Below are 17229 nucleotides of genomic sequence, written 5' to 3'. Positions count from 1 at the left end.
CCGACAGTATCTTGCTGTCGGATATATTGATTATAGTCCTGCGATTACCTGACGCACTTTTTCGGCGGCTTCTTTCAACAGAACGGCTGACTGTACTTTCAGTCCTGATTCATCAATGATTTTCGCGCCTTCTTCAGCGTTTGTACCCTGCAACCGAACGATGATTGGAACCGGAATATCGCCAATCGCTTTGTAGGCTTCGACAACACCCGTCGCCACGCGGTCGCAACGAACGATACCCCCGAAAATATTGATCAGAATGGCTTTTACGTTCGGGTCTTTCAGAATAATCCGAAAGCCAGCTTCCACGGTTTTGGCATTCGCACCGCCCCCAACATCGAGGAAGTTGGCCGGTTCGCCACCCGATAATTTAATAATATCCATCGTAGCCATGGCCAGGCCTGCCCCGTTTACCATGCAACCAACGTTTCCGTCAAGTTTTACATAGTTCAGGTCATTCGCAGACGCTTCTACTTCGAGCGGATCTTCTTCGGCCAAGTCCCGCATTGCCTTCAGCTCAGGATGGCGATACAGGGCATTGTCATCCAGATTCACCTTGGCATCGACGGCTAGAATCTTATTGTCCGACGTTTTCAATACTGGGTTGATCTCAAACATGGATGCATCCGTATCTACATACGCTTTGTAAAGCGATGTTACGAACTTCACCATTTCTTTGAATGCCTCGCCTTCGAGTCCAAGACCAAAAGCCACTTTTCGGGCTTGAAAAGGCTGCAGACCAACCGCTGGGTCAATCCACTCCTTCACAATTTTTTCGGGCGTATGTTCAGCTACTTCTTCAATGTCCATACCACCTTCGGTACTGGCCATAATCACGTTGCAGGCTTTTGTCCGGTCGAGCAGAATACCGATGTACATTTCTTTCGGGTCCGATGGCCCTGGGTAATAGACATCTTCAGCGATGAGAACTTTATTCACCCGCTTGCCTTCCGGTCCTGTCTGATGCGTAACCAGTACATTTCCAATGAGGTTCTTGGTAATGTCGCGTACGGCATCTACCGATTTGGCCAAAGCAACACCACGCTGCTCAGAGCCGACGATCTGGCCTTTTCCGCGCCCACCCGCGTGGATTTGCGACTTTACCACTACGAACTTCTGACCTGATTGAGCGATCAGGAGTTTAGCGGCTTCAACGGCTTTCTCGGGCGACTCAGCGACAATGCCCTCCTGAATGCGGACACCGTACTTTTTGAGAATTTCTTTGCCCTGATACTCGTGTATATTCATGACAACTGCAACAAAGAGGATTGGAAATCGTATTTTTGTGCGGCAAGTTAAACAGGAAATGAGGAATGAGGAGTGAAGAGTGAAGAATAATTACTCTGAATTCGTTATTCTTCACTCTTCACTCCTCACTTTTCATTCTTCATTTTTGATGCAATCAATCCTTCACACAACCGATATTCGCCGAAATTACGGTGATTTGCCCGTACTCAAAGGTATTAATCTAGCCATCGAGCCAGGCGAAGTTGTGTCTATCGTCGGCGCGTCTGGAGCCGGTAAAACCACGCTATTGCAAATTCTGGGCACGCTTGATCGGCCCGATTCCGGTGAGCTGCACATTGCTGGTCAGAACGTTTTTACGCTTAATGACCGTCAACTGGCACAGTTTCGAAACGAGCGCATTGGCTTTGTGTTTCAGTTTAACAATTTGCTGCCCGAGTTTACAGCCCTTGAAAACGTATGCCTGCCTGGGTTCATTGCTGGCAAGGAGGAACGGGCCGTTCGGCAACGGGCCGAAGTATTGCTCACGACGCTTGGCCTGCAACATCGCCTGACGAATCTTCCCTCGCAGTTGTCGGGGGGAGAGCAACAACGAGCCGCTGTGGCACGGGCATTGATTAACGAGCCTGCTATCGTTTTTGCCGATGAACCAAGCGGAAACCTCGATTCGCGCAATGCTGAAGAACTTCATCAATTGTTTTTTCGGCTCCGGGATGAGCTCGGTCAGACGTTTATTATCGTGACGCACAATGAAGGATTAGCTGCTTTAGCTGACCGAACGGTAACCATCCGGGATGGACTTTTATTTACCTGATTACGGTGTTCATAGTGCGACTTTTATAAGTCTACTAGGTAAATATACTTAAAGTTTAATCTTTTTTTGAGTATTTCTTCAATTTTAAAGTACTGTATATCAGAGTGTTGCAACTTTGTTTAAAAAAATAATTAAGAAAAAGAATCAATTTTTCGCATTTTTGTTTTATTATTGTGTCGAAAAGAAAAGTTTTTCATAACGTTGAGTAAATCAGAAAGCCAAGAGAGTGTCTCGCTTGGCTTTTTTGTTTGCCCAAAAGTTAGATTTTATACCTTAACAGCCAGGAATTTACTATAAGGAGCGTATAGATTTATATAAATGAAAAGGTCCCCGGTCAAGTTGACCGGGGACCTTTTCGTTTGTGAATGGCTGATGAATTACATCATGCCGCCCATGCCGCCACCGCCTGGGTGACCATGGCCACCACCGGCTGGAGCTTCTTCTGGCTCGTCGGCGATAACACATTCCGTTGTCAGTAACAGACCAGCAATAGACGCTGCGTTTTCCAGCGCAAGACGGGTCACTTTTTTCGGGTCGATAACACCAGCAGCGAACAGGTCTTCGAACGTATCGTTCTTAGCATTGTAGCCATAACCACCCTGCCCATCTTTCACCTTGTTCACAATAACCGAACCTTCGCCACCAGCGTTGGCAACGATTGTCCGTAGCGGTGATTCGAGAGCGACACGGATGATGTTTATACCGGTTTTTTCATCTTCGTTGATAGCGTTGATAGCGTCCAGAGAAGAGATCGCCCGGATCAGAGCAATACCACCACCGGTTACGATACCTTCTTCAACGGCTGCGCGGGTTGCGTGCAGGGCGTCGTCAACGCGGTCTTTCTTCTCTTTCATTTCTACTTCGGTAGCTGCACCGATGTAGAGGATAGCCACACCACCCGACAGTTTGGCCAGACGCTCCTGCAATTTCTCGCGATCATAGTCTGATGTCGTGTTTTCGATTTGGGCTTTGATCTGATTGACGCGGCCTGTGATGTTTTCTTTCTCACCAACACCGTTGACAACAGTCGTGTTATCTTTGTCGATCAGGATTTTTTCAGCCTGGCCCAGGTATTCGATCGATGCGTTCTCCAGTTTGAAACCACGTTCTTCACTGATAACCTGGCCACCCGTCAGGATAGCAATGTCTTCCAGCATCGCTTTCCGGCGATCGCCAAAGCCAGGTGCTTTAACGGCAGCTACTTTCAGCGCGCCACGGATTTTGTTTACAACCAGCGTAGCCAGTGCTTCGCCATCTACATCTTCAGCAATGATCAGCAGTGGGCGGCCTGTTTGAGCAACTTGCTCCAGCACAGGCAGCAATTCTTTCATTGACGAAACTTTTTTCTCCGAGATCAGGATGAACGGACGCTCCAGTTCAACTTCCATTTTCTCCGTGTTCGTGACGAAGTAAGGAGATAAATAGCCACGGTCGAACTGCATACCTTCTACGGTTTTCACTTCCGTTTCCGTTCCGCGCGCTTCTTCAACCGTAATGACGCCTTCTTTGCCAACTTTCTTCATGGCTTCGGCAATCATTTTACCGATTTCTTCGTCGTGGTTAGCCGAGATGGTTGCTACCTGTTCGATTTTGCCGAAATCATCACCAATGGTTTGAGCCTGTTCAGCCAGGTTTTTAACAACCGTTACCACTGCTTTATCGATACCGCGCTTCAGGTCCATTGGGTTGGCACCAGCCGCTACGTTTTTCGCGCCGATCGAATAGATCGCCTGCGCCAGTACGGTGGCTGTCGTGGTACCATCACCAGCCGAATCAGCTGTTTTCGACGCTACTTCTTTTACTAACTGAGCTCCCATGTTTTCCATGGCATCCTTCAGTTCAATTTCTTTTGCTACCGTTACACCATCCTTGGTGATAACAGGTGAGCCGAATTTTTTGTCCAGAATGACGTTCCGGCCCTTAGGTCCGAGGGTAACTTTAACTGCGTCGGCAAGGGTATCAACCCCTTTCTTAATGCGCTCACGAGCTTCGGTATCGAAAAATATTTTCTTAGCCATTGTTTCTTAGAATTTGAAAAAGTTTGTGGTTTACAGTTTGTAGTTGCGGTTCCCCGCCGGGACTTGCGCGAACCACAAACAACGAACGACGAACTGAATTAAAGGATTGCGAAAATGTCGGATTCACGCATGATAAGGTACTCTTTACCATCGACGGTGATTTCTGTACCGGCATATTTGCCATACAACACCGTATCGCCTACCTGAACCGTTAGGGGCTCATCTTTCTTACCTGCACCAACGGCAACGACCGTACCACGCTGGGGTTTTTCTTTAGCTGTGTCAGGAATGATAATTCCGAACGACGTCTTTTCTTCGGCCGGTGCGGCTTCTACCAGCACCCGGTCGGCCAGCGGTTTCACGTTCACTTTAACGCTTTCCGTTTCTGCTACCATGATAATGAGTTGATTAAGGTTTTTAACTGTTTGTGTTTGTACTTACACGTCGATTCTCGACCGCCAATTACTGTGCCAATACGCTAAACTGCCAATTTTTCCGGTTTAAGTCTGCCATACTGCCATTGCCTTTGTTTACTAAACTTCATTCGGCAGATGGCGCATTTTTAACGAACAGAATTTGGCAGTTTCACAATCATTGGTTAGTTTAACAAGATCATACACCTAAAAAATTATGTAATCTGGTTTATGAAAAAATTACAACCTGACTGGTTTACGCAAAATTGGCTTGACGCCGAATATCAGAAGTATGTCGTGATGGCATACTTACAGGCGGTTCAGAAAAACTTCGTTGAACACAAACTTTGTCCTGATCTGCCTGAACTGCGAAGTCACTACGACGCTGGTATTCGTTTTTCGAGGGGCAAAGGTACGCTAAATGCCGCTTTCCCCAAGCGAGTTAGTCGAGTTACTGGCCCACCACCGCGAATCGAATATAAATCTGAGGTAACGGACCCGTCGTTTATGGCAGAGGTGGACGCAATTATGGAATTTGCGCTGCCCCGCTTTCAGGCTATGCTCACGGAAGGCCAGCAACGGTGGCTCGATATTGCCAACTCTTTGATACTGGCTCCGGTGGGTTTATTGCCCCTACGACCCGAAGAGGGATATCTGCTCCTTCAAACGACTGATCAGGCAGAGATACATGTGTATTACTTTTGCCTGACACTGTATTCGGATCAGGAACCGGGTGGGCGCCTGGTACAACTGCGTTTTATCGAGGCTGTCCGAAAAAGTCTAGTCAATACTGTTGAGAATATTAAGCTGGATCTGATTCGGCGGCATCGACACATGCCTAACCCAGCCACGTTTATGCTGGAGAGCCAGAAGAGTTATCCCATTCAGGAAACGCTGTTGCCCATTGCCCGGCAATTACTCGTTCAGGCAGTAGCCTAGCCATACAGAAAAAGCCGTGCCTGAGAGGACACGGCTTTTTCTGTATGAACTGCAAGTTTACTTTTGGGGCGTCAGCGCTGAGGTCGATGCGCCTGGTGTCTGTGCACCGGGAGCCGCCTGACTTGGTGCCGCTCCATTGGCGGCACTAGGGGCTGGTGTTGGCGCAGCTGCGCCTGGCAATGTCTGGGTTTGTGCCCGATCTACGTTGGCGCTATTGATGCCGCCTACCTGCGTGCGATCTACCATGATGTAAGACGCTAGCGACAGCACCATAACGGCAACGCCGAGGCCCCACGTAATTTGCTCAAGCAAATCCGTCGTTTTCTTTACACCCATTAGCTGGTTAGAGCCTAAGCCGCCAAATTCGCCAGCCAGGCCTCCGCCTTTTGAGTTCTGAATGAGTACAATTAGAATCAGAAGAACGGTGAGAATACAAATGATGACAATAGTTGCCGTTATCATGAAATCAGTAGCTACCGGATCGCCGGTGCGTTAAACAGTTAAGACAAATAGTTAACAGCTAATAGGAGTGGTTTCACGATTCAGTCGATCCTCCGTCCGCACTCGTTAATTCGCTAATTTTTGCCGCAAAGTACGCCTTTTTTTCTGGGTTTTTCACTATAAGTTTCTCGTAGATTTCCCTGGCTTTGTCAAGTTTTCCCTGCTTTTCCAAAATCTTGGCAAAACTTTCAGTTACCAGACTGCCGCCAACGGGCTTTGTCCGTTTGGTCAGGTCTTCCTGTGTATGGGGTTCGCCAGGTTTAGCCCGCACGGGCGAAATGCGGGGTTCTTTCTTGATGAAGCTATCAATCAGGTCCAATTGACGCTGGCGTTCAACATCGGCGGGGGAGAGGGTTGGTTGAGCGGGTGTAGTTTCCGCAATTTGTACAAGGTCGTTTTGCAGGTTTATTTCGATCAGTGTTGGGTCTTCCGGCGTAGGTGTGGTGACAATGGGTTCGGCAGACTGGTCGTGCTGACCGGGTAGCCTCAGCAGAGGTAATTTGGGAAATCCATTGCTAACGCCCGCCTTTGATTTGAACAAAGCGTAGCTCTCCTGCTGGTAATCGTCGGGAACCGGTACGTGCCTGGCTGACAGCTCGTTGAGCTTCGTCAAAAGGTTTTCTGACCATTGAAATTCATTCTCAATTAGCTTCCGCAACGCATTCCGGCTTAAAGCATGGGCCGCAGCCTGACGCACAAAAGGAACGGCCTGACTCCGCTGATGAACCGATGCCGCCTTGGCCGCTAAGGTATGCAGCGTTTGGCAATAGGGATACGTCTCCAGACTTTCCTGTAGTTGAACAAAGTCGGTAGGAGCAAGGTCGTCGGGGTGAGTGACCCAGTAAGAGAATGTTTCTTTGTCGAGGGCGAGCACGAAGTAAATTACGGTTTACGATGGACAATTGATGAGGGTTCCGCTCAGCGGGGCAATCTGCGAAAGTACCTTTTTCAAGCGTAAATTGTAAATCGTAAGCCGTAAATCTTTTCACCAGTCAGCCGCTGTCTTATTGAAAATATCCAGGACGATCTGATCCAAAATCTTGGGTACCAGGCGGCTTTCGTTCTGGCTCAGGGTTTGGCCCTGCGGGAAATCCTGATAAAAGGAAAAAGACTGTTCAAAATTCTTCGTTTCGTCTTTATTGTTATAAAAACGGGCTAAAACAGTGATTTGAAGCCGGTTGACACCAGCCTGGTCCTGGGCAGTTGGGGCAACGGCCAACAGGTCGTAGCCAGTGATGTTTCCTTCCAGAACCATATCGCCATTGGTGGGAACAACCTTCAGGTTGGTATAGCGCTGGTAGTATTCCTTTAATCGTTCGTTGAACGTCAGTGGCAGGTTAGCCGGGCCGCCCGCCGTCGCGAGGACGAAGTTATTGACCGTCACTGTTTTAATGGCCGGAGAGAGCGTTGTTCCCGTAAACGAATAGACTCCGCAGGAGGAAACGAAGAGTGAAGAGTTAAGAATGAAGAATAAGACGAGCAGCCTTTTCTTTTTACTATTCTTCACGCTGGATTCTTCATTCGTCATTAGTTTACTCTTCATCAATTTCATATTGCTTTATTTTTCGGTATAACGTGCGTTCCGAAATACCGAGTGCCTGAGCGGCATACTTTCGCTTGTTGTTATTGCGCCGAAGGGCTTTCAGAATCATTTCCTTCTCCTGTCGTTCGAGCGAGAGCGAATCATCTTCTTCCGTCTCGTGGGTCACGTCTTCCACTTCCGTGAGGTCGTTTACATCACCATCCACATCGTCGTAAATCTGTACAGGCGGGTGACTGCCATACGTCTCTGAGGCCGGTGCCGTAGCGCGGGGTGGTGCCGTTTCGGGTCTAACGATTCCATTAACGGGTGGTAACAAGCGAGCTGTGTTCGTTTCTGCCAATGGCCGATTATCCATATCCGATGAAATCGAATCGAACAAATCTTTATGGGTATGCAGAATCTGTCCGGTATCCTGGCCGTTGCCCAGCAGCACATCGCGAACGAGCTTTTTCAGGTCATTCACGTCCCGGCGCATATCGAATAGCACTTTGTAGAGTAGGTCGCGTTCCGAAAAGTTATCGGCACTGCCACTCGCCTGCGGAAACAAGGCGACTGTTCGGTTCGGCGGCTGCTGTTGCGGCAGGTATTTCGACAAGGTTTCCGAGTCGATAGGTTTATTCTGTTCCGATTCCAGAATAGATACCTGTTCCGCAATGTTTTTCAGTTGCCGGATATTTCCCGGAAACGGATACTGAACCAACACCTGTTTGGCTGCGTCGGTCAGTTGCAAGGGTTTGATGCGGTATCGTTCGGCGAAATCGGTCGTAAACTTGCGGAATAGCAGTTCGATATCCATCCCACGTTCGCGCAGGGGAGGCACGAAAATAGGCACCGTATTGAGCCGGTAATAGAGGTCTTCCCGAAATTTACCTTTCTCCACCGCTTCCATCAAATTGACGTTGGTCGCTGCGACGACCCGTACATCCGTTTTTTGAGTTTTCGAGGAGCCAACCCGAATAAATTCACCGTTTTCGAGGACACGAAGCAAGCGAGCCTGTGTTCCCAGGGGCATCTCACCAATCTCATCCAGGAAAATGGTGCCTCCGTTAGTCGTTTCAAAATAACCCTTTCGGGAATCAACCGCCCCCGTAAAGGAGCCCTTTTCATGGCCGAAGAGCTCCGAGTCAATGGTGCCTTCGGGAATGGCTCCACAGTTGATGGCAATAAATTGACCGTGCTTGCGGGCGCTCAGGCTGTGAATAATCTTGGAAAAAGACTCTTTACCACTGCCACTCTCGCCCGTGATGAGCACAGTCAGATCGGTCGCGGCTACCTGCATCGCCACGTTGATAGCGTAGTTGAGGCCAGCTGCATTACCAATTATACCGAAGCGTTGTTTGACGCTTTGAATTTCCTGTTGATTCATAAAAGTTTACGGTATTCGGTATTCGGTTTTCGGTGGGTTAATCATGTTAACCTGATTCACCGAAAATCGAATACCGTAAACACTAGACAACTTCTCCCCGGAGGGTTGCCGATGTGCATTCGGTTACTAACACGTTGACGTACTGGCCCTTCTGGTGATCTCCTTTCGGGAAAACGACCATTTTGTTCTGGTCGTTTCGGCCGCACAGGAAGTCGTCGGATCGTTTGGAGGAGCCTTCAATCAGCACGCGTTGTGTCTGCCCGATATGTCGTTGATTCCGTTCGGCAGAGTGCTCGAGTTGACGAGCGATAATTTCGTTCAAACGACGTTTCTTGATGTCCTCTGGAATATCGTCGGCGTATTTTTTGGCTGCCAGTGTCCCCGGCCGTTCCGAATAGGCAAACATGTAGGCGTAGTCGTAACGTACATAGTCCATGAGCGACAGCGATTCCTGGTGCTCTTCTTCCGTTTCGGTGCAGAAGCCCGAGATCATGTCGGTCGAGATGCCGCAGTCGTCACCCAGAATCTCACGGATGCGGTCGATCTTGTTGATATACCAGGGACGGTCGTAGGTCCGGTTCATCAACTTCAACACCCGGCTGTTGCCGCTTTGAGCGGGTAGGTGAATATACTTGCAGATGTTGTCGTACCGGGCCATGGTGTGTAGTACGTCATCCGTAATATCTTTTGGATGCGAGGTCGAGAACCGAACCCGAAGATCGGGGTGGATCAGGGCAACCATTTCGAGCAGGAGCGCGAAGGTGGTTGTAGTGGTAGTAGGCGCGAGGAGTGAAGAGTGAGAAGTTGCTCCTGCTACCTCTTCTACCCATTTATACGAGTCTACATTTTGCCCAAGCAGCGTCACTTCCCGATAGCCCTGATCGAAAAGGTCCTGGGCCTCACGGATAATGCTGTGTGGATCGCGGCTGCGTTCGCGGCCCCGCGTGAAGGGGACGACGCAGAAACTGCACATATTGTCGCAACCACGCATGATCGAAACAAACGCTGTTACGCCGTTGGAATTCAGTCGGATAGGAGCAATATCGGCGTAGGTTTCTTCGCGGGAAAGAAAAACATTGACGGCTTTTTGGCCTGATTCGGCTTCCTCAACCAGTTTAGGAATGTCGCGGTAAGCATCAGGACCTGCTACAATGTCCACCACTTTTTCTTCTTCGAGAAGTTTGGTTTTCAGGCGTTCGGCCATGCAGCCAAGTATCCCAACCATGAGTTCGGGTTTCTGGCGTTTCAGGCCTGTAAGGTGCTTCAGCCGGTGGCGAACCTTCTGCTCGGCATTGTCGCGGATGGCGCAGGTATTGAGGAAAATAACATCGGCCTCGTTGGCTGATGAAGTGGTTGCGTAGCCTGCATTGCGCATGACAGCCGCGACGACTTCGCTATCGGCAAAGTTCATCTGGCAACCGTAGCTTTCAATATACAGCCGTTTTTTGCCAATAGCCAACTCATCTTCCGATGTACGGGGAAGATCAATTTGTTCTTTATCGGCGGGTTGCAATATAGTCAGTTCGGGTATGAGCGTCATAATAGTGTAAAATCGATGATCAGGATCCGTTGATAATCAATGGTCGTGCTGCCTTGGTTGCCTACGGAGTTGTAAAATTACGAAGAAAGCCCCGATAATGCTGTCATTTTGGCAGTATTTGACGTTAAAATACCTTAACTGTGGGTTTTAGATGCAGCGTTCTTCAGGATGGAAAAAGTACACTGGTTGTTACACCACGGTCTGTATCCTCACGAACTGCTCCGCGCGTGAGCCAAATTGTTCCACCAGAGTGTGGTCCGTGAGGACACGGACCAGGGAATCGTAGAGACGATTTAATCACTCAGTATAAATGAGAATAATATCAATTAAAAAGGGTAGCCAATACCAAAGTTGATGACCAGCGGATTTGGTCCGCTGGTTAACTTAGCCAGCGAGAATTTCGGCAGAATGAATCGATTATCTACCGTTCCTTCTTTAGCATCATAGTATTTCCGGGCGGGGTCCCAGACCTTAATGCCTCCATCGAAACGAACGACGAAAAAGGAGAAATCAAGCCGTAATCCCACTCCTGTACCAACCGCAATCTGTGGGAAAAATGTATTGAACCGAAAAACAGAGCCCGGTCGGGAAGGGTTATCTGTCAGCGTCCAGACGTTGCCTGCGTCGACAAAAATAGCCCCGTTTACGTCTGCACCCAGGTGGAAGAGACGCCCGCGCAGTTCGGCTGAGCCTTCGAGGAGTACGTTGCCTGGCTGCTCGAATAGATAAATAAATTGACCATTACTGATGGCTGGTACCGTGGGGTCGGTTTGGTATGGAAACGCCGAACCCGGACCCAAACGCCGGGGCAACCAGGCCCGGACGCTGTTGCTTCCTCCCGCGAAAAATAATTTCTCATAGGGAACCGGCCCACCGTCCGGTCCATAGCCATAAGCCACACCCGTGTTGACGCGGAAAGCCACTGTGGTACGGTTCCGAATCGGAATGTAGTGTCGAAAATCGACATTACCCCGCAGAAACTTATAAAACTGCAAGCCGATGCCGGTTGCAGTGTCGCTCCAGCGAGAGATCGTTTTGTCCGAGACAAAGTTGAGCGTTGTTCCACCCGACTCAATAACGGTACGCAAAAAATTGGCTCGCCGGTTCTGTCCCGGAATATTCGTGTTGTATGTGTAGGCAAAACTAAAGCTTGAACTTAATGAGCGTCGAAAACTTAAATAGACAGTACTACCCTGCGCTGTTAGGTCTTTTAGCTGCTTGTTAAACGCTTCACTAATAACGGGTACACTGCCATTTCCTGCGTTAATGAGATTTATGTCAGCAATTAGAAAGCTAAACTGTTTGGTAGGTGTAGTCTGCCAGGTATAAGCCATTGTCGCCCGCAAAAGCGATCGCCGGAAGTCGGGCCGGAACGTATTGTTAAAGCTTAAACTGATTTGGGTTCGGGGTGCATAGCGGGTGAAGGCGAAGCGGAAACGTCCTGGAAAAAGAATTTGAGGGAATGTCAGGGAGCTACTAACGCCTAACTCCTGAGACGTATAAACGACCTGTTTCGGATTGTTCGGGTTAGGGACGAAGCCAGTCTGCGCTTCAAGTCCATACCGAAGCGTGGTTTCGAACGTTTCCAGGCCGCCAAACATATTACGCACCCTGAATATCAAACTGCCGAATCCACCTGGATACCCTGTACCCTGATAAAGTAACCCGGTGAACCCGCCTTCGGCAGTCGCTTCATACTTGTCTAATGGGGTGGCTGTTATCAGCGTTTTGAGTCGACGATTCGTGGTGTCAATAAAATTGAGATTGACAAATTTGAACTGGTTCAGCAGGAAGAGTTGCCGCTGAGTATCGCGATAATTGCTTTGACTGAATAGTTGATTGGGACGGAGCAGAATCTTTGAATCCAGCAAACGTACGGACAAGTTACGGCCGCTGAGTAAATACCTGACCCCGTTGCGATTGACCGTATCGAACTGGATAAAAGGCACAACCGGTAAACTTACCGCGCCCGTGGAATCTATGGGTCTATCGACTGGTGGCAGCGATTCTGCTGCGCTAATCTGCATCTCCACCTGGCCAATGTGATAAATTGGATGGGCCGACTGGCCCGGTGGATTCATGATTTGAAGCGTTACATCCACATTCCGCCGAGACGAGTCGCCCGGTTCGAGGCCGTCGCGAAAACGGCGGTCATTCCCCCGCCGAACGGTATCGACATCGGTGGCCCGAATGTATTGTCGGGAGAAGGTGTAATAGCCCTGATCGCGCAATAACGTTTCGATTCGAAGCCGCTCACCCGACATGTTGTCGAAATCAAACCGCTCGCCTACCTGGAGCTTCGATTTATCGAACGATTGGCGAACGATGGAGTCGACGCGCGGATCGGCTATTTCGTAAACGATATTTCGCAAATAAAAGCCCTCGTTTTCAGTAACCAGATAATTGACCCGAATCTGAATTCGGCGCAGCGTATCGAGCTTATAGGCCGTTTTTGCGTTGAAAAAACCTTTGTCGGAAAGGTACTTCTGCATCTTTACCACATTGGCCTGTGCGTCTTTTTCGGAGAAGTAGGAGGGGGGCTCACCCAGGTTTCGCATGACCCAGTTTCCCTCTTCGGCTTTCTGACGAAGGTGCTTTAACTGGCGGCCATAGCGCCGGTTCAGCTTCTTAAGTTCTTTGGGTTGATTGGCGACAAGCTGGCTTTGCTGTTCAAATTCATTAGTTTTGGCCTGTAAGTTGCGTAATGCTTGATCACGGTCGTATCGGCGCTGGCCGAGCTGGTACAGCCATAACTGGGTCGTAATGGGCAAGCCAAGTAGTCGTCGGTTGGGCTTTTGCGGAATCAGGCCCAACAGGTTTTCACTGGATATTTCCCGATTCCCCCGTACTGTTTGCGCGGTGAGGATGTATCCGTTCGTTTTCAACTGTTTTGAACTCAAACAGCCTGATAACGAAACGACCAGCAGCAATAGGCTTATTCGCAATGTAGCGTGTAGAGTATAGGATGCATAGCCCGCAAACCAATCAGACACCTTACATCCTAGATCATACATCTTAATCATGCTTTCTAAAAATCAACTTAAATATATTCAGTCGCTGCACCATAAAAAATATCGGCAGCAACATGGCGCGTTTCTGGTCGAAGGCGCCAAGAGCGTTCAGGAAGTATTACAGTCCGATTTTCAAACCGAACTGCTTGTAGCGACTGAAGAATTTTACAAAGAAAACGCTCGCCTGACAGACCACCAACGAACGCCCGTCGAAATCGCGTCAGTGGCCGACCTTCAGCGGGCCGGCACGCTCGAAAGTAACAATGCCGCACTGGCTGTGGTCAAAACGAAAGAGAACCGCCCGCTATTGGCTGAACCCGGTGAGATTGTCCTTATTTTAGATGATATTCGTGATCCGGGCAACCTGGGGACTATTCTCCGCATTGCCGATTGGTATGGCGTGCGTAAGGTGCTGTGCTCGGAAACGACGGCCGATGTCTATAACCCGAAAGTCATTTCGGCCAGTAAAGGGTCGTTTACGCGGGTAAGCTGGTGGTACGGCGCTATTGAAGGGGTTCTGCAACAGTCCGAGAATGCCGTGTACGGCGCTTTTCTGGATGGTGAAGACGTTCACACGCTGGATTTTGGTAGTTCGGGCTATTTGGTCATGGGAAATGAATCAAATGGTATCCGGCCCGAAACGGAGCGGTACGTAACCAAACGCGTGACGATTCCTCGCTATGGCGACGCTGAATCGCTTAACGTAGGCATTGCTACGGCTGTATTGCTGGATAACTGGCAGCGGACTGTTACAGCTAAATGAGTTTGAGGGAGATTCTAGTACCACAGAGCCATATATATTTCTCCGTGTTCTTTGTGGCTCTGTGGTACTAAAACGTAACTGAAATTCTATGTGTAAAAGAGCAGCTAAAGGACTCTATGTACCACATACTTCGTTTGCTTTTTCTGGTAGTAGGGAGTCTGGCTTTTTTGCCGACAGATGACGGATCGGTTGGGCCAGCGGTTCACAAACAGTTTCTGAACGATAAAGAAACGTTTCAGCAACAGTTGCAGCAATTAGCTGGGTATGTTGCTGCCGATGCACCTACCGATTCACTTAAGGCCGCTTTTGTCCGAAGTCGACTGGCTTACAAGCGGATAGAGTGGCTGCTGGAGTATTATCAGCCATTTCTGGCGAGTCACGTCAATGGGCCCCCGGTCATCGAAGTCGAAGGGACCGAGCCGGGGCAAACGCCCATCTTACCCACGGGGCTGCAAGTCGTTGAGCCGTTCCTGTTTCCGATTTATAATCACACCCGAAAAGCGGATTTAACTCACGAAATAACCGTGTTGCAAGCCTATGCATCGCGTCTGGAGCAGGGCATTCCCGCCGATCAGTTAACCGATACCAACCTGCTGGATGCCATGCGGCAGCAACTATTTCGACTGCTGACGGCGGGAATCACGGGCTACGATGCTCCGGAAGCCCGAACGGGGCTGTCGGAAGCCGCTTTAAGCATGTGTACACTTCAAAAGGCCTTTACCCCATACGCTAAACGCCTGTCTGCGCCCAGAGCCGCCCAACTTGACCAATGCTGGACAGCCGCCATTCGGGTATTGGAAAGGGCCTCTGATTTTACCAATTTTGATCGGGTTGGCTTTATCCGGAATCAACTTTACCCGCTTTGCCGGGCGCTGCAACAGGCCCGCCAGGAACTCGGTATTCCGGCCGCTACCACCGGCCGCTTTCTGTCGCCAACCGTAGCGACGCTGTCTGACTCGGGCGCTTTCCGGCCCGACTATCTGATTAATTTTGGTGCGTTTGCCAGCACTCCTCAGAAAGTAGCGTTGGGTAAAACACTCTTCTTTGAGCCGTTGCTGTCGGGCAACAACGCCCGGACGTGTGCGTCGTGCCACCAGCCCGAACGGGCATTTACTGATGGACGAAACAAAAGTCGATCATTCAACAGTCGGCAGCAGGTTCTTCGAAATGCACCTACGCTCATTAATGCTGGCTTGCAAAACGCTCAATTCTACGATTCACGCGCGTTCTACCTCGAAGACCAGGCTCATGATGTGCTGAGCAACGCGCACGAAATGCGTACATCGCCCGACGAAGTTGTACAAAAACTTGGAGCTAGTGCCGCCTATAGGGAAGCGTTCGCCAGCGCTTTCCCGGCCGGGTTGACCGCCCCAAACGTACGCAACGCCTTGGCGTGTTATGTCCGGAGCCTGACGGGGTTGAATGCCCGTCCAGATCGCTATTTGCGGGGAGAGCCGGTCGCGTTGACGGATCCAGAGCAGTTAGGTTTCAACTTATTTCTGGGCAAAGCCCGTTGTGCGACCTGCCATTTTTTCCCAATCTATAATGGGTTTGTGCCACCCCATTACGAAAAAACGGAGAGCGAGATTATTGGCGTACCTCGTCAACGAAAAACACAACATGCCGAACTTGACACGGATCAGGGGAAATACAATACGTACCAGAAAACCCGGCATCGGTTTGCCTTTAAAACGCCCACTGTTCGGAACGTAGCGCTGACCGCGCCGTACATGCATAACGGCGTTTATCAGACGCTGGAGCAGGTCGTTGATTTCTATAACCGGGGTGGCGGTCGGGGAATCGGTATCCAGCTTGATGAACAGACCCTGCCCGAAGCGGCACTCAATCTGACCAAAGGGGAGCAAAAGGCCTTGGTCGCTTTTTTGGCCGCATTGACGGACACAACGGGAATGACCCAACGCCCCAATCACTTGCCCGCTATCGATAGCAACACCAGCCTGAACCGCCGAAAAGTTGGTGGCCGGTATTAAGGTCGGGCCCTCAAACCAGGTGCGGGCTCGTTGCATTAGTCAATACGAGCGGCAAACTGATTATCTTTGCGGCAGATTTTCCGTAACAACCGATGAAAAAAGTCCGCAAATTCTACGATGATTACAAACCGTATATCTTCTCCGACGGTTGGTACTACGTGTTTATCGTCGTGTTTATTCTGATCATGTTTATCTTTTTTTCCTGAGTGGCTAATCGCTCGGCCGTTCTGGCCATTATAAATCCGCTGTCCGGCACGACGACCGTTGCCCAGAAAGCCCTGCTTCAGGACGCCTTCATGCGTCGGGCGGAGGAACTCGGCTTTGCGCCTGAAGCCATCTTTACCACTCATCCCAGCCATGCTACCGAACTGGCAAAAGCGGCCGTTGCTCGGGGCGTCAATCGGGTGCTGGCTATTGGGGGCGATGGCACCATCAATGAAACGGCCCAGGCGCTTCGGCGCTCGGCAACGGCGCTGGGCATTGTTCCCATTGGTTCGGGAAATGGGCTGGCGCGGCATCTGGGCATTCCACTGGTCCCCATAAAAGCCATTGAACGTGCTCTCAACGGCCGACCTGTGGTGATCGACAGCGGTGAAATCAACGAGCATCCGTTCTTCTGCACGGCCGGGCTGGGTTTCGAAGCCTATGTGGCCCATGCTTTTGCCCGGCAACCCGTACGAGGCCTGCCGACGTACATTCGCACAGCGTTTCAGGCGTTCCGACAATACAAACCCCATGCGTTTAACGTTGATAATCAGGAGCGGACTATATTTTCGTTAACGTTTGCCAACGCCGGGCAGTTTGGGAATAACGCCTGGATGGCGCCCACCGCCAACATTGCCGATGGTCGGCTGGAACAGTGCGAAATCCGCCCCTTTCCCATGCAGGCCGCCGGTATGCTTACTTGGCGGTTGTTCAATAAATCGCTCGACCAGTCAGCTTATTGGCGTGGACAGTCAATTACCAAAGCAACGGTGCAGGCTGAGGGGCCTTTATTGATTCATGCGGATGGGGAACCATTAACACTAGCGTCCGGTCAGGCTGACGTTCGGATTTTGCCGGGCAGTTTGCTGGTGTTGTTGTAA

General features: G+C 50.1%; 14 protein-coding genes. 5 read left to right on the top strand and 9 right to left on the bottom strand.

What is annotated here, in order from left to right:
* Positions 1-30: 30 nt before the first annotated feature.
* Positions 31-1248, bottom strand: coding sequence for an ADP-forming succinate--CoA ligase subunit beta (gene sucC / locus SD10_RS18365; protein WP_046575739.1), 1218 nt, complete (start codon positions 1246-1248; stop codon positions 31-33).
* Positions 1249-1396: 148 nt separating this feature from the next.
* Between sucC and SD10_RS18360 the strand changes: the two genes are divergently transcribed.
* Complete coding sequence (locus SD10_RS18360) at positions 1397-2059, top strand: ABC transporter ATP-binding protein (RefSeq protein WP_046575736.1); 663 nt, start codon at positions 1397-1399, stop codon at positions 2057-2059.
* A 377-nt stretch (positions 2060-2436) separates the two neighbouring features.
* Here the strand turns inward: SD10_RS18360 and groL are convergent, their stop codons facing one another.
* Both groL and SD10_RS18350 read right to left on the bottom strand, forming a co-directional pair.
* Complete coding sequence (groL, locus tag SD10_RS18355; protein ID WP_046575734.1) at positions 2437-4077, bottom strand: chaperonin GroEL; 1641 nt, start codon at positions 4075-4077, stop codon at positions 2437-2439.
* A gap of 98 nt (positions 4078-4175) precedes the next feature.
* Positions 4176-4472: a co-chaperone GroES gene (locus SD10_RS18350; protein ID WP_012925587.1), complete on the bottom strand. Its 297-nt coding sequence runs from the start codon at positions 4470-4472 to the stop codon at positions 4176-4178.
* Positions 4473-4721: 249 nt separating this feature from the next.
* On the opposite strand from SD10_RS18350, the gene SD10_RS18345 reads away from it, so the two are divergent.
* On the top strand, positions 4722-5429 hold the full coding sequence (locus SD10_RS18345) for a hypothetical protein (protein ID WP_046575732.1): 708 nt from the start codon (positions 4722-4724) through the stop codon (positions 5427-5429).
* 57 nt (positions 5430-5486) lie between these two features.
* Here the strand turns inward: SD10_RS18345 and secG are convergent, their stop codons facing one another.
* From secG to tamL, 6 genes are all read right to left on the bottom strand, one after another.
* The gene (gene secG, locus SD10_RS18340; RefSeq protein WP_046575730.1) at positions 5487-5891 is read right to left on the bottom strand and encodes a preprotein translocase subunit SecG; all 405 of its coding nucleotides are present in this window, start codon (positions 5889-5891) and stop codon (positions 5487-5489) included.
* 73 nt (positions 5892-5964) lie between these two features.
* On the bottom strand, positions 5965-6804 hold the full coding sequence (locus tag SD10_RS18335) for a hypothetical protein (RefSeq protein ID WP_046575728.1): 840 nt from the start codon (positions 6802-6804) through the stop codon (positions 5965-5967).
* A gap of 111 nt (positions 6805-6915) precedes the next feature.
* Positions 6916-7473 (bottom strand): LPS assembly lipoprotein LptE, encoded by a 558-nt coding sequence (gene lptE / locus SD10_RS18330; RefSeq protein ID WP_046579751.1) that lies wholly within the window; start codon positions 7471-7473, stop codon positions 6916-6918.
* Positions 7463-8839 (bottom strand): sigma-54 interaction domain-containing protein, encoded by a 1377-nt coding sequence (locus tag SD10_RS18325; RefSeq protein WP_046575726.1) that lies wholly within the window; start codon positions 8837-8839, stop codon positions 7463-7465. Before SD10_RS18325 ends, lptE begins: the two co-directional genes overlap by 11 nt.
* 82 nt (positions 8840-8921) lie before the next feature.
* Positions 8922-10379, bottom strand: coding sequence for a tRNA (N6-isopentenyl adenosine(37)-C2)-methylthiotransferase MiaB (gene miaB / locus SD10_RS18320; RefSeq protein WP_046575724.1), 1458 nt, complete (start codon positions 10377-10379; stop codon positions 8922-8924).
* Between the two features lie 326 nt (positions 10380-10705).
* On the bottom strand, positions 10706-13402 hold the full coding sequence (tamL, locus tag SD10_RS18315) for a translocation and assembly module lipoprotein TamL (RefSeq protein ID WP_046575722.1): 2697 nt from the start codon (positions 13400-13402) through the stop codon (positions 10706-10708).
* Here tamL and SD10_RS18310 point away from each other — a divergent pair.
* The 3 genes from SD10_RS18310 to SD10_RS18300 all read left to right on the top strand — a co-directional run bounded on the left by SD10_RS18310 (position 13401) and on the right by SD10_RS18300 (position 17229).
* Positions 13401-14153, top strand: coding sequence for a TrmH family RNA methyltransferase (locus tag SD10_RS18310; protein WP_046575721.1), 753 nt, complete (start codon positions 13401-13403; stop codon positions 14151-14153). The genes tamL and SD10_RS18310 overlap by 2 nt on opposite strands.
* Positions 14154-14269: 116 nt before the next feature.
* Positions 14270-16144, top strand: a complete 1875-nt coding sequence (locus SD10_RS18305) for a cytochrome-c peroxidase (RefSeq protein WP_046575719.1) — start codon at positions 14270-14272, stop codon at positions 16142-16144.
* Positions 16145-16350: 206 nt separating this feature from the next.
* Positions 16351-17229, top strand: coding sequence for a diacylglycerol/lipid kinase family protein (locus SD10_RS18300; protein ID WP_046575718.1), 879 nt, complete (start codon positions 16351-16353; stop codon positions 17227-17229).

Origin of the sequence: Spirosoma radiotolerans (assembly GCF_000974425.1) — a bacterium.
GTDB lineage: Bacteria > Bacteroidota > Bacteroidia > Cytophagales > Spirosomataceae > Spirosoma > Spirosoma radiotolerans.
The sequence above is the reverse complement of the archived record's forward strand: the minus strand, read 5'-3'. Positions and strand labels throughout refer to the sequence as shown.

Excerpts from the sequence above, each read along its gene's own strand:
- SD10_RS18345 (WP_046575732.1), top strand. The coding sequence starts at position 4,722 with ATGAAAAAATTACAACCTGACTGGTTTACGCAAAATTGGCTTGACGCC.
- SD10_RS18350 (WP_012925587.1), bottom strand. The coding sequence starts at position 4,472 with ATGGTAGCAGAAACGGAAAGCGTTAAAGTGAACGTGAAACCGCTGGCC.
- tamL (WP_046575722.1), bottom strand. The coding sequence starts at position 13,402 with ATGATTAAGATGTATGATCTAGGATGTAAGGTGTCTGATTGGTTTGCG.
- SD10_RS18360 (WP_046575736.1), top strand. The coding sequence starts at position 1,397 with ATGCAATCAATCCTTCACACAACCGATATTCGCCGAAATTACGGTGAT.
- secG (WP_046575730.1), bottom strand. The coding sequence starts at position 5,891 with ATGATAACGGCAACTATTGTCATCATTTGTATTCTCACCGTTCTTCTG.
- lptE (WP_046579751.1), bottom strand. The coding sequence starts at position 7,473 with ATGAAGAGTAAACTAATGACGAATGAAGAATCCAGCGTGAAGAATAGT.
- SD10_RS18310 (WP_046575721.1), top strand. The coding sequence starts at position 13,401 with ATGCTTTCTAAAAATCAACTTAAATATATTCAGTCGCTGCACCATAAA.
- miaB (WP_046575724.1), bottom strand. The coding sequence starts at position 10,379 with ATGACGCTCATACCCGAACTGACTATATTGCAACCCGCCGATAAAGAA.
- SD10_RS18305 (WP_046575719.1), top strand. The coding sequence starts at position 14,270 with ATGTACCACATACTTCGTTTGCTTTTTCTGGTAGTAGGGAGTCTGGCT.
- SD10_RS18325 (WP_046575726.1), bottom strand. The coding sequence starts at position 8,839 with ATGAATCAACAGGAAATTCAAAGCGTCAAACAACGCTTCGGTATAATT.
- groL (WP_046575734.1), bottom strand. The coding sequence starts at position 4,077 with ATGGCTAAGAAAATATTTTTCGATACCGAAGCTCGTGAGCGCATTAAG.
- sucC (WP_046575739.1), bottom strand. The coding sequence starts at position 1,248 with ATGAATATACACGAGTATCAGGGCAAAGAAATTCTCAAAAAGTACGGT.